We start from the raw sequence: 12,404 nt of genomic DNA, 5'->3' as shown, positions 1-12,404 counted from the left end.
CCTAAGTCGATACCGACGGTGCAGAGTCTGCTCGCGAATCGGGTTCGGTCGAGTCATGTTCCTGCGGCTTGCCACCGGGGTGCCGTAACGCGACGAAGAACGAGATCCCCAAGGCAATCGCCATACCGTACAGAACCCACTGAGTGGCAACGGCGAAATCGTGCGCGACGGCGGCATCTATCTGGCCTCGAAGTGCGGCCGGCGCCGAGTTTGACGCTGCGGAGCCGCCGCCCTCGGTCGAGCCTTGCGCGATGGACTTGGCGACCTTGCTCGGTATCTTCAACGCGTCGAGCGACGTCGTGAGCCGGTTGGTGAACACGGTCGTGAGCACGGTGCCGAGGACGGCGATGCCGAGGGTTGAGGCGTAGTTGCGGACGGTCTGGGTGATGCCGGTGACCTCGCCGTACGAGGCGCCGATCGACCGGTTCACGGCATCGGTGCTGGCGGGGCCGAGCAACAGCCCGATTCCGGCACCGGCCAGCACGATGTAGGGCCACTGCGCAGCTTGACTGAGGTTGGTGAGCTTTGAGGCCCAGAGTGCGAAGCCGACCGTCGCCAAAGCTGACCCGAGCACCATGGGCCGCCGGGCACCGCCATTGTCGAGCATGCGGCCGCCAACCTGCGCTGCCGGTGCGAAACCGGCGAAGAAGATCAGCAGGTAAAGCCCGGCCTCGGTTGAACTGAAGCCGAGCGAGACCTGTGAGTAGACGCTGGCGAAGAAGAACACCGGGACGAACGCGATCATCGAGAAGAACAGCACCCCGTTGTCGACGACGAAGGCTCGATCCCGGAAGATCTGCACCCTGATCAACGGAGTTTCGGTTCGTGATTCCACCCGGACGAAGATCGCGATGATCACTGTTCCGCCGACGATGCACAACCAGGTGCCCGGGTTGCTCCAGCCCCAGGTCGGCGCCTGCTCGAAGCCCAGCACCGATAGGCCCATGCCGAGTGCTATCAGCACTGCGCCGACCGCGTCGATGGTCTCCCGCCGGCGCGATGCGGGGATGTCAGCCATGACCGTGAGGATGAGTGCGATTACCGCCACCGGAATGTTGATCCAGAAGATCGCTCGCCACGTCCACTCGGTGAGGTAGCCGCCCGCGATCGGGCCGATTGCCGTTAGTCCGCCGCTGACGCCGAAGAAGATGGCCAGCGCCTTACCTCGTTCGGTGATCGGAAAGCTCGCCACGACGATGGCCAGCGCCGCGGGAATCATGATCGCGCCGGCGACCCCCTGCACAACCCGGAAAAAAATGATCCAGGTTTCGGCCAATGAGCCTTTTGGGGTTGCGCCACAGAGTGCGGACGCGCCGGCGAAACCGATGATTCCGATGGTGACCATTCGGCGATGTCCGAGCACGTCGGCGAGCCGGCCACCGAGCGCGAAGGTGGCCGCGAGCGCCAGCAGATATGCGTTGACCACCCACTGCGTCCCGCCTCTGGTCAGTGACAGCTCCGATTGGATACTCGGCGAGGCGATGGCCACGATGGTTTGATCGATGAAGGTCATCGCGACCGCAAACAGCATTGCCGCCAGCGCGATGTACTTCGACTTCGAAGCGCCCTCTGCTGTAGGCCGATCCGGGACGTGCATGGTGGCACCCTTCTGATGGAGCGGCTATCTGTTTGGGTTGTCTCTGGCAAGCAGGTCCTTGGGTAAGCGTGATTTCTGTATAACACGGCAATCCGGACGATTGAAGCGCGGCGAAGCCAATAACGATCTGGATCCACTGGTGATCGTCAGGTGACCGGCGGCCACCGCCAGGCGCATGCTGTCGAGGTGGCTGTGTTTCGATCCCGGAACGCCGAGATGCCTACCTGGTATCGCGGGCTTGCGATCGCGATCGCGGCCGTGCTGCTGCTGACTACGGTGGGCCTGCTCAACGAGCATCGCGCTCAGGACAAGTCAGCAGACCATCCCGTTCTCCCACCGCCTCCCAGCGCGCTCACCGTTCAACCGGACACCTCAGTCGTGCCGCTGTCGGGCACGCCGATCGATATCGCGTCGAACGGCCCGTACCTCTATGTGTTGACGTCGCGACCAGAAGCGCTGGACGAGCTGGTGCGGATCGGCCCTACGAACCGGCAGCAGGTGTTGCGACGCGTCCTCGTAGCCGACACCAGTTACCGGATCATCCTCGATGGCACGTCCGGACGGGTTTGGCTGTTGCAGCACGGTCCTCAGCCGGCGCTCACCACGCTGAAGGAGTTCGACCCGCTCACGTTGAAGATGGTGCACGAGGCTTCGGCTCCGGCGCTGATTACGAACGCCGTCGCCCTGCGCGGTCGGCTGTATCTGGCAGCGGCAAGCGGAATCTACGGGATGAGCTTCGACGACACGCGGTCGCAGAAGATAGCGGTGTTCGGCGACATGGCCGTTTCTTCGATGGTTGCCGATCCCACTCGGGACCAGCTCATTGCGCTTTCACCCCATGGTCGTGGTTCCACCCTCGCCGTCCTTGATGCCGAGGCCGGGACGTATCGGAGTCTCGATCTTGATGTGCAACATGCCTCGCTGGCGTTGGTCTTCGTCTACCTTTGGGTTGCCGGCACGGACGAGAAAGGCACACCGTTGTTGGTTAATCTCGATCCGCAGAAGCTGCGAATAACGTCCTCGGTTCGGTTGGCAGCTGCTGATCCGGTGCCGACGATATGGGCGGGCGATACCGTTATCTGGATTTCCGGGACGCGGTCGCTGGTCTGTCGCGATGCCCGGACGGGTAACACGTTGACGGTCGCTCCGAACCTCACCGGGCCGGTTGTGCCGAGCAATGGGTACGCCTATTCACTGGGGCCTCAATTCATGCGGGCGCTCGACTTGTCGCGGACCCGTTGCTACCAAGGCTGAGTGGGTTGCGCTAGATAGGGTGGCGCCATGGCGATCCCGCGCGACCTCGATCATCTCGTCTATGGTGTGCCCGATCTCGCTGACGGGGTATCGGCATTCTCCGCATTGACCGGTGTCGAGCCGATGCCGGGTGGCCGGCACCTGGGTCTTGGCACCGCCAACTATCTGGTCGGGTTGACGGATGGCTCCAGCACGGTGGGGTATCTGGAGCTGATCGGTCCCGACCCGGCATCGCCGGCCCCCGATCGACCGCGACCGTTTGGTGTCGACGACCTCAGCTCGCCCCGACTGCTCACCTGGTGCCTGCGTCCGGCTGATCTCACTGCGACGATTGACGCCGCGAAGCAAGCCGGTTACGACCCGGGCGAGCCCGCGCAGATGTCGCGTGTCACCACGACCGGAGGTCTGTTGCAGTGGCGGTTGACCCCGGACACCGTTGGCGAGGACGGGGTGTTCGGCATCGTGCCGTTTCTCATCGACTGGGAGGCGAGCAGCCACCCGACCGAGAACCCGTCGCTGCCGATGGTTGAACTGCATTCGTTGGTCGCGGTTGGGGCAAACCTCGCTGTGGCTGAGCAGCACCTGGCCGCGCTGGATATCGATCTGGCATTCGAGCAAGGTCCAGTCGTGGGGCTGCGAGCAGTGTTGTGGACGAGCCATGGCGAGATCACGTTGGATTGAGCCGGCCTTAGGCTGACGCGGTTGCCAGCCACTGCACCCGGGCCTGGTCGCTGGAAATACCCCACACCCCGCCGAGTACGGAGGCAACGGCCTTTGTCGCGGCGGCCAACTGCGTGGGTTCGGGTAGCGGGGCGTAGACGACGGCGACGGGTCTGGCCGGGCCGCCTTTCGTGCCGATTGCCGACGCTGAGGCGGCGACGAACGTGCTGTGGACGGTGTCGGCAGGTATCCCCAGCGACCGTGCCGTGGCAGCGTTGATGGCGATGAGTGCGAGGTTGATCTCCGCCGGACTCAAGGGCGGCCCGAATACGGTGATGACCGGCACTCGGTCAGGCTAGCTGGCGTCGCGTGAGGGCCGGGCGCGCACCGCTCGATCGATGGCGCGCATGCGGTCAACCGCGAGCGCCACGACCGCGCTGCTGGCCGGAGACAGCTCGACACCGCGACGATGCACCACCGCAAATTCGTCGTAGATCCTGGGACGCAACGGTACCCAACCGAGGTTGGGAGAGAGCCGGTCGCCGAGTCGGTGCAGGATCCCGCGGGCCGTGATGGCGTCCGCGAGGCCGAGGGCTGCGATCTCGAGCGCGGTCTCGATATCTTCGACTTCGATCCGCGGCGTCAACGTTCGGCCGGTCGATTGGACCGCCCGCTGTAGCTGCCGGCGGGTCGAGTCGGTGTCGCCCCAACTGGCCTCTGAGAGCACCAACGGCGCGGTAGCGAGGTCGGCGGCGGTGACCGGTTTGGCGAGCCGGGCGGGGTCGGCGCTGACGTAGACGACTTCATCGCGCATCACCGGGCTGATCTGCAGGCCGTCGTCATCGATCGGCAACGCGATGATCGCGGCCTCGAGTCGTCCGCGCCGCAGCGCTTCGAGCACGTCCAACGAGTTCTGGCCGACGAGTTCGAGTCTGATGCCTGGATGCTGAGCCAACATGTCGGCCACGAGGTCGCCGGTGAGGTAGATCCGGGCGGTGCCGAAGACACCGAAGCGGACGGTGCCGCCGACGACATCGCGGACGGAGGCAACCGCGCGGGCGGCTTCGTCCACTGCAGCAAGGGCATTCTCTGCGTACGGTCGAAGTACTTCGGCTGCTTCGGTCGCCACCACGCCGCGGCCGGCACGCCGGAACAGCGCGGCATCGACGGACTTTTCGAGCAAACGCACCTGCTCCGATACCGACGGTTGAGCCATGTCGAGCGCATCGGCCGCGGCGGTGAACGAGCCGTGCTCGATGGTTGCGAGGTAGCAACGCAGTTGATGGAGAGTAATCAAAGGAATCTCCTTGGGTATCTCAAGGAGTCATAGCCTACCGCTGGCAATGCCTCCGGCCTTACGGTCGTGACATGACGACACTCGCTCCGGCACCGCAGGTGACCGCGGGCACGCGCCGCGGTCTCGTGCTGTGCGTGGTGTCGGGGGCCTCGTTTGGCCTGGCCGCGGTGGTGGCTAAAGAAGCATTCAGTGCTGGTTTCAATGTGCCGTCGATGCTTGCCGGTCGATTCGGCATGGCCGCGATTGTCTTCTGGCTGATCGTGGCGGTGCGCAGCCGCGCTGGCCTATCGGCTCCGCGGCCGCTCGCGCGTTTGTCAGGACGCGCGCTGTTGACCGCGATTGGTCTCGGCGCTATCGGCTACGCCCTGCAGTCAGCGTTCTATTTCGGTGCGCTGACGCGGCTGGATGCGTCGGTAGTTGCCCAACTGCTCTACATCTACCCGGCTCTGGTGCTGATCATCGCGCTTGTGCGCCGGCAGGAGTCGGCTGAGGCGCGCAAGTTCATAGCGCTGCTCTGCTCGGCTGCTGGGCTGGTGTTGCTACTGCACGGTGGCGGAGCTGCTGCGTTGCCGTTGCCCGGGGTTTTGATGGCGCTCGGCGCAGCGGGCACCTACGCGCTCTACATCACGGTGGCGGGCAGCTTGCCCGAAGACTTCGACGTGTATCTGCTGTCAGCGATTGTGTGTTCTGCCGCCACGGTGAGTGTCGGCGGGTACGCAGCAATGACGGGCAATCTGCACGGCCCGGCGAGTTCGATTGGCTGGTTCTGGCTGTTGATATTTGCGATCGTGCCGACGGTTGTCGCCATCGTGACGTTCTTGGCTGGCCTGCGTCTGGTCGGCGGATCGGTCGCGGCCATCCTGTCCTGCGTTGAACCCGTGGTCACCGTTTGCTCGGCGGCGTTGGTGTATTCGGAGCGGTTGACGGGCGTGCAGATTCTCGGTGGCGTGGCGGTGTTGTCGTCTGTGATCGTGTTGCAGGCACGGCGCAGTGCCGGTCGGGTGCCGCCGTCTCAGGTGGTGTGAGGGTCCCTGTCTGGGCGGCCGTGGCCGGACCGGTTTGGTTTTCCGGGTCCTTGGGTTTCAGGGCCAATTCGGGATGATGGTGGTAGTTGCGCAAGGGACGTCGATCCGGGTCCCTCCAGGGCGGTGGTTTCCAGTGCGGGACACCGTCGATCATCAGTGTTTGCCAGCCCTTCTTCGGGGCTTCGTTGTTGTGGTAGCCGCAGGTGATGGTGAGCGTGTCGAGGTTGGTCAATCCGCCCTGGGCCCAGTCGATGACGTGATGGACTTGGGATTCGGCGGCGGGCCGTGTGCAGTCGGGAAAGCTGCAGCCGCGGTCGCGGGCGAAGAGCGCCAGTCGCTGGGTGCGGCTGGCCAGTCGTTGGGTGCGGCCGTGGGCAAGTAACTCCCCGGCGTCGCCAAGAACGACGGGGATGAGGCGTTGTCCGGCGGCCAGGCGCATGGCCTCAGCGATCGACAGGGTGCCGCCGTGGTGTGTGGTGGCCTGTCCGATGCGCTGCTCTAGGTCGGTCAGCGCGACGCTGACCACGAGGGTGGTGGCCAGGCCTGCATGGGCGGGCAGTTGGCCGGTCTCGAGCAGTAGCCGGCCAGCCTGTTCGAAGGCGTCGTGCCAGCGATGGGCCGGGCTGCGGTCATCGGGACCGGTGAGGTCGGTCGGGCGAGCCGCGGCGAGCGGAGTGAGGATGGTTTCCCAGATCGCCTGGCAGGCCGGACTGAGGTAGCCGGTCAGCATGCCGCCCGAATCCGGTTGGCGGTGCAGGCTCAAGGCGCGGCGGTGTTGCTGGATGCGGTCACGGTCCTCAGCGAGCCGACCGTCCGGGGCGAGGTGCGCGCCGATCCGGGTGGCGAGGTCGCGCAGCCGGCGAGTGTCACAGGAGGCGGCGTGGCCGGTCAACGTCTGCTCGACTTCGGCGCCGTGTTCGGCTTGGACGTCGGAAGGCAGGTCGGTGACTGCGGCGGCGATCACCTGAGCGTGCCCGAGGCTGATCGTGCCGCCGGCGAGTGCGGTCGCGACGACCGGGAATGACGGGGCGAGCGCGGGACCGGTCAGTGCGCGCCGCGGCCCGAAGTGATGTGCGACCAGTAGCCGGTCACCGGCCTGGCGTGCCGTTAGGTGCAGCAGGTCGGCAACGAACGAGGCCTCGGACCGGAAACTGTGTGCGGCGGCCAGACCCCGGTTCACGAGTTGGGTCAGCACCTGGGCCTCGACCGCGGGAAACCGGCGGGTCTGCTGCTCCCCGCTGCGCAGCACGTCCAGCACCTCTGCGTCGGTGAGCCGGTCATAGTCCAACCCCAAGAGGGTGTCGAGCGCAGTGGCGATCTGGGCCCACGCAGCATTAGCCTGCGCCGCCACCGATACCTCAGAATCGCTCACCTGTTCGATTTTAGTCGATGGTTGGGCAGCCCGCTACCCAAATTCCGATCGTGTAACACCCGGCATCGTATCGATGCCGAGAGTTACACGATTCGCGAAGACCTATCGCCAGTGGCTCAACTGCGATCGTGCTTCGTACAACAAGACGGCGGCTGAGATCGACACGTTCAGCGAATCTGCTACGCCCAGCATGGGAATGAAAACCTTGGCCGCCGATTCGGTATACCAATCCGGAGAGATGCCGAACCGTTCGTTGCCCATCACGATTGCAGTGCGGGGGCCGTAGTTGGCGTCGGAGTAACGAGAGGCACCGTCGGTGTCTGCGAGGTAAACCCGAAAGCCGTGCTCGTCCAACCACGTTTGTGCTTGCAAAATCGAATCGAACGAAACTGTGGGGATGCGCAGTATCGTGCCGTGGCTGGCGCGGAACACCTTGACGTTGGTGCGCTTCGTCCGGGTGTTCGTCATGATGAGGGCATCGGCACCGCAAGCATCAAGGGTTCGGACGAGGGTGCCAAGGTTGCCCGGTTGCTCGATGCCGTCGGCCACAAGCACGAGTGCGCTGGCGTCCAGGGCAAGGTCGGCCGGCTGCCAGGAGGCCATTTCTACTACCGAGATCAGGCCGTCTGGCTTGTCACGATCGGCCAATCGGTCGAGAGTCCGCGCGGAGATTTGGTAGCTCTCCTCGGCAAGATCGGCCATTTTGGCCGCCAATTCGGCTGCTTCTGGGCCACGAAGCGCGTCAGGGCACCAGAGGAAGAGCGGGACGCGCAGGCCGGAGTCGAGTACGGACTGACAAGCCCATAAGCCTTCAGCAAGCGTGAGATTCTCATCGTCAGAGGCTTGATTGCGTTGCAGTGCCAGTACCTGGCGGACCGCTGGATGACTTGTACCGATCTGCACCGTCGATGGCCTAACCTCGGAAGCCTGGCATGATCTGTCAAGTGTTTCACGTTGCGTTCGTTGAGCCGAAGATCCCACCCAATACCGGTAACGCCATCAGAATGGTGGCGGCCACCGGGTGCGAGCTGCATCTGATCGGCCCGCTCGATTTCGATTTATCCGATGCCCAATTGCGTCGCGCGGGGCTTGACTATCACGACCTTGCGTCCGTCCGAGTACACGAGAACCTGGTTGCCGCGTGGCCGGTACTTCTGGGTGGCCACGTCGCGAATCCCGATCCATCCTCGACTGAGCCGGGCCGACCGCCGCGGGTTTTCGCTTTCACTGCAAAGGCAACTCTGTCGTTTGCCGAGATCGCCTACCGGCCCGGCGACGTGCTGATGTTCGGCCCGGAGCCCACGGGCCTGTCCGAGGATGTGCTGAGTGATCCGCGAGTTACCGAGCGCGTTCGGATCCCGATGCTGGCGGGTCGGCGATCGCTGAATCTGTCGAACGCTGCAGCGATTGCGGTTTACGAAGCCTGGCGGCAGAACGGCTTCTCTGGAGCAGTGTGAGCAGCGACGGCCCTGTGTCTCAGGCCACTTCGTGGCGTGCCAGGGGAAGATGCGCGACGACTGTGCGGTTACATAAGGTGCCGACCCTGGATGCGATGGTGGTTCTCACCGACAGACGACGTCTCACGACGTGGCAGTCGAGCACGGGCGATGCGGGAGGTTCGATTCCTCCCGGCGGCACCAGCTGCGCCTTACTGCAACCATCGCCTTGTTGCGCCGAGGCCAGTAAGTCGTCCACCTTGGTTTGAGCAACGCCGCCCGTACGGGCGGCGTTGCTTCGTTCTGGGGCGTGTCGAGCAAGTGCTCGCTGAGCGATCTCGTTGGGATTGCCGACCTGGCGCGTGGAGCGCACCTGCAGGCCTTCTTGCACGGCGTGTAGCTCGGCGAACGGATCTTTGAGGTCGTGTGCGGCGACCTCGTCGTCGTGGATCCATAGTCTGGCGAAGACCGCCTGATTCAATTTGCGCCTCACTTCGTCGCCGGCCAGGGCATATAGCTCATGGGGGGATTCGAGAAGTTGCAGGCAGCGGTCGAGGTAGGCCGAAGCGCCTCTGAGATCATCGGTCACAGCGTCAAGCTGAATCCGCAGCTTCGCGCGTTGGAGTTCCACAGCGCGCAGCCTCGACCGGATCTTGACTTGCGGGAGCGCTCCGTCGGCTGCCAAGTCGAGTAGGTTCTCCTCCTGGACGTTCAGCTTGGCGAGCTGGTCCTGCAGCTGGCGGTGTAACAGACGTTGGGCGGCCTTACTGTCGGCAAGGGTGTCTTGTACGACGCCTCGCATGGTGCTGATGAACTCGGGCGTGAAGCGAATAGTCTTGTAGTGTTCGGTGACGGCGTCTTCGACCCTGCTCAAGTTGCTGTACGGAGCGTCGCATACATGGTCTTGAACGCCACGACAGAAGAAGTAGAAGTACTCTCCTCCTGCCCGTCCGATTGCCCGCTGCACGATCATCCGCCGGAGCACACGCTCGGCTCGCCAGCAGCGACCGCAGAAGAGACTACCTTTCAGGTAGTGGTGGTTCGTTCGGCGTCGTTCCCCGGAAACGCTGCGGGCGTCCAGCAACTCTTGGACGCGGCTGAAGAGCTCGTCAGAGATAAGCGGCTCATGCCGGCCGGCGTAGGCGTCTCCCTTGTACGTGATGATGCCGAGGTAGTAGGGGTCGCGCAGCAGCTGAGCAAGTTTGGAATACGAAATCGGTCCAGCAACGCGCGCCCCGGTCGGACGGGTGGTCAATCCTCGGTCGGTCAGGATCCCGGCAATATCCTCGATCGTGGTGCTGCCATCCGCGTAGAGCTCGAACGCTAATCGCACGAAGGGCGCCCGGACCCGATCGATCGAGACAGAGCGGATCTCGCGTCCTTCGACGCGATCAATCGTGTTCAGGTAGCCGATCGGGGCGCGGCCGAGCGTGCCGCCCTTCTTAGCCTTCTCGCCCATTTTGTAAGCAATGTCCGCACCATCCTTTGCCGAGCGGTACTCGTTAAACGCGGCCAGCAGGCCGTGCATTAGCTGGCCGACCGGAGTCGCATCGATGTTTTCTGTGGCGGAGATGAGGGTGACACCGCGTTTGCGTAGATCAGCCATGACGATTGCGTCGTCGATCCGGTTTCGAGCTAAGCGGGAAAGCTCGTAGACGATGATGGCGTCCACGTCACGGGTTCGTCGGACTCGTTCGAGCATCTGTTGGAAGGCGACGCGACGTGTCATCTCGGTGCCGGACTTGCCTGGCTCCACATACTCGCCGACGATCGTTAGGCCAAGTTGCGCAGCTTTACGAAGGCATGAGGCTCGTTGAGCCGGGATCGATAGACCTTCGGGGTCGTAATCGGTGTTGACCTGGCCGTTCGAGGACACGCGGAGATACAAAAGTGCCCGAGTGCCGGGCTCAGCATCTTCGGACGATGAGTCGTCGTCTCTCTGCTCCGTTGAAGCAGCGATGGGACCTTCAAATGGGGAATCGTCAGACTCGGCGTAGGCGTAGGCGCTGACGAACGCAGCGTCCTCGTTGGTGGCTTTCAGGTCACGTTCGCGTGCGCCTGCCCGGTCGGTGATCGATTGATCGGTTCGGTTATCCCGCTCGCGTCGATTGGTCATGACTGTATTTTCCCCTTTCCACGCCTTGGCATTTGACCTACATTTATTTGCTGCGGCGTCTCCGAGGGCATCGGACATATTACCTCCAAGTACCATATCGATCCAGTCGATTGACACAATTACCGGCACGACGAATTCGAGTCAGATCGCCACCAGGAGGTTCACCCCTCGCAGAGATTTCTACCTCCAGAACGCATATACCGCGCGATGCGCGGGGACCGCATAGACCATTTGTTCGGCAATCGCGGTTAATGCGCTTCGATCGAGCGCTACAAAGCCGGTTAGACCTCGCTCGCGAGCGAATGCGTCGAGCTCTGCCTGCCAACGCCCAGCATCTGTAACGGCATTGACAACGGCATCGACATGCGGAAATACGCCAAGGAACGTCTCAGCGATTCTGTCGACCTCGGACAGATCGTCCGACGCGTCGAGGTTAAGCAATACCAAGAGCGCGCGGATCTCCTCCACGTACTCGCCTCGCCCGACAAGCGGTGTGGACCTCGCACGCGAATTTCGAGCCTCGAGCAACGTGACCAGTACTCTGACTACCGCTTCGTGTTCCTGTTCCCGTCTCGCCTTATCATATACGGAATCTCTATGCAGCATGTTCATTCAACCGTGAAGCGTCTTAGTGTCGTTGCCTTGCTCGCCAGCTAGATGAGCCTTGCTGTTACCTCCTTGGTTCGATATCGGTAAGAGGTGTTCGGCGCCGGCCGCGAAGAAGCCAATGAATTCGACGTTTGTGCATACCCTGAAAACGTGTCTGCTCAGGCTGGGCTCGGCGTCTATCGCAGCGCGGATGCCGGCTGCGCGAGCCTCGGTAGGCGTTACCCAGAGCACGGCCGGAAATAGTCCATGGGTGCTCTGGTACCGACCGCTCAGTAAGTATTGGTGGTACGAATGGCACTGACGCAGAATCACCGGCAGATGTTCCGTGTCGAGGTCGGCCTCGATGAACCAGTGGTCTTCGAAATCGCCTATGGTAATGACTACGTGTAGGTCGGGTTTCAACCAAGCCGGGGCGCCATACGCATTCAAGTATCGCTGCCAGTTGCCCGGCTCCGTCTGGACTCGTGTCAGCTGAAAGGAGCTGTCGCGGGCCGCTTCGGTTAGCTGGATGGCCAGACCTGCAACGGCAAGTGTGTGGTTGACAAAGTGTCGTGACGGCTCAACGAATCGACGACGTTTTGCATGCCCGTGAAGGTCGCGCAGAAGCCGTTCGCCTGTCGGTCCAAGGTGCCAAACCAATCCGGCCGAGCCCTTGCGGATTCCGCCGATCCGGCGATCGAGGCTGGACACTAACCTGTACCTCCTCAGCCGGCCCAGCACCCTTGTGCAGGCCCGAGTACCCGCCGCCGGCGTGTTGTGATTGTCAGCGAAGTGCAGTCTCTGGACTTGGCGAGTCGTGAGAAGCCTGAAACTCGCGATCGAACTAAGCACCGCGATGTCTCGCTCAGACAGGCCTTCAAGCAGGAGGTCGAGGCTTCGCTGGCTCATCGGGGCACTCCCGATTCGGGTCGGTCGAGCTCAGTCAGACCCTGACGGTTGTTCGCCAAGTCACGCCTATCTACGGCCCCGTGGCACCGGCTGCGCTGACCCCATGAATTGGGGTCAGTCCCATCCCGCAAGGGGCGGAAAGGGCCGACA

Annotated in this window: 11 protein-coding genes and 1 pseudogene; 4 read left to right on the top strand and 8 right to left on the bottom strand. The window is 63.2% G+C overall.

The features are described from left to right. Window position 1: 1 nt before the first annotated feature. Window positions 2-1,597: an MFS transporter gene (locus ACSMXN_RS22210; RefSeq protein ID WP_022914344.1), complete on the bottom strand. Its 1,596-nt coding sequence runs from the start codon at window positions 1,595-1,597 to the stop codon at window positions 2-4. Window positions 1,598-1,783: 186 nt separating this feature from the next. Between ACSMXN_RS22210 and ACSMXN_RS22205 the strand changes: the two genes are divergently transcribed. Together ACSMXN_RS22205 and ACSMXN_RS22200 are read left to right on the top strand one after the other, a co-directional pair. Continuing rightward, window positions 1,784-2,851 carry a hypothetical protein gene (locus ACSMXN_RS22205; protein WP_155958449.1) on the top strand — a complete coding sequence of 356 codons (1,068 nt, stop codon included), beginning with the start codon at window positions 1,784-1,786 and terminating at the stop codon, window positions 2,849-2,851. Window positions 2,852-2,878: 27 nt separating this feature from the next. Beyond that, window positions 2,879-3,532: a VOC family protein gene (locus tag ACSMXN_RS22200; protein WP_022914346.1), complete on the top strand. Its 654-nt coding sequence runs from the start codon at window positions 2,879-2,881 to the stop codon at window positions 3,530-3,532. Window positions 3,533-3,539: 7 nt separating this feature from the next. Here the strand turns inward: ACSMXN_RS22200 and ACSMXN_RS22195 are convergent, their stop codons facing one another. Together ACSMXN_RS22195 and ACSMXN_RS22190 are read right to left on the bottom strand one after the other, a co-directional pair. Next, window positions 3,540-3,857: a hypothetical protein gene (locus ACSMXN_RS22195; protein ID WP_022914347.1), complete on the bottom strand. Its 318-nt coding sequence runs from the start codon at window positions 3,855-3,857 to the stop codon at window positions 3,540-3,542. 9 nt (window positions 3,858-3,866) lie between these two features. After that, complete coding sequence (locus ACSMXN_RS22190; RefSeq protein WP_022914348.1) at window positions 3,867-4,808, bottom strand: LysR substrate-binding domain-containing protein; 942 nt, start codon at window positions 4,806-4,808, stop codon at window positions 3,867-3,869. Window positions 4,809-4,879: 71 nt separating this feature from the next. On the opposite strand from ACSMXN_RS22190, the gene ACSMXN_RS22185 reads away from it, so the two are divergent. Next, window positions 4,880-5,833, top strand: coding sequence for a DMT family transporter (locus ACSMXN_RS22185; RefSeq protein ID WP_022914349.1), 954 nt, complete (start codon window positions 4,880-4,882; stop codon window positions 5,831-5,833). A gap of 325 nt (window positions 5,834-6,158) precedes the next feature. Here the strand turns inward: ACSMXN_RS22185 and ACSMXN_RS22180 are convergent. Beyond that, window positions 6,159-7,082: pseudogene (locus tag ACSMXN_RS22180) on the bottom strand (DUF222 domain-containing protein); the annotation flags it as partial. A gap of 225 nt (window positions 7,083-7,307) precedes the next feature. Next, on the bottom strand, window positions 7,308-8,108 hold the full coding sequence (locus tag ACSMXN_RS22175) for a TrmH family RNA methyltransferase (RefSeq protein WP_022914352.1): 801 nt from the start codon (window positions 8,106-8,108) through the stop codon (window positions 7,308-7,310). A gap of 41 nt (window positions 8,109-8,149) precedes the next feature. Here ACSMXN_RS22175 and ACSMXN_RS22170 point away from each other — a divergent pair, with 41 nt between their 5' ends. After that, complete coding sequence (locus ACSMXN_RS22170) at window positions 8,150-8,662, top strand: tRNA (cytidine(34)-2'-O)-methyltransferase (protein WP_027139690.1); 513 nt, start codon at window positions 8,150-8,152, stop codon at window positions 8,660-8,662. Window positions 8,663-8,681: 19 nt separating this feature from the next. Here the strand turns inward: ACSMXN_RS22170 and ACSMXN_RS22165 are convergent, their stop codons facing one another. From ACSMXN_RS22165 to ACSMXN_RS22155, 3 genes are all read right to left on the bottom strand, one after another. After that, complete coding sequence (locus tag ACSMXN_RS22165) at window positions 8,682-10,757, bottom strand: recombinase family protein (protein ID WP_022914354.1); 2,076 nt, start codon at window positions 10,755-10,757, stop codon at window positions 8,682-8,684. 180 nt (window positions 10,758-10,937) lie between these two features. Then, complete coding sequence (locus tag ACSMXN_RS22160) at window positions 10,938-11,225, bottom strand: hypothetical protein (RefSeq protein WP_155958450.1); 288 nt, start codon at window positions 11,223-11,225, stop codon at window positions 10,938-10,940. 144 nt (window positions 11,226-11,369) lie between these two features. After that, window positions 11,370-12,254 carry a replication-relaxation family protein gene (locus ACSMXN_RS22155; protein WP_022914356.1) on the bottom strand — a complete coding sequence of 295 codons (885 nt, stop codon included), beginning with the start codon at window positions 12,252-12,254 and terminating at the stop codon, window positions 11,370-11,372. Window positions 12,255-12,404: the final 150 nt, after the last annotated feature.

It is taken from the genome of Parajatrophihabitans canadensis (assembly GCF_053764775.1).
The sequence above is the reverse complement of the archived record's forward strand: the minus strand, read 5'-3'. Positions and strand labels throughout refer to the sequence as shown.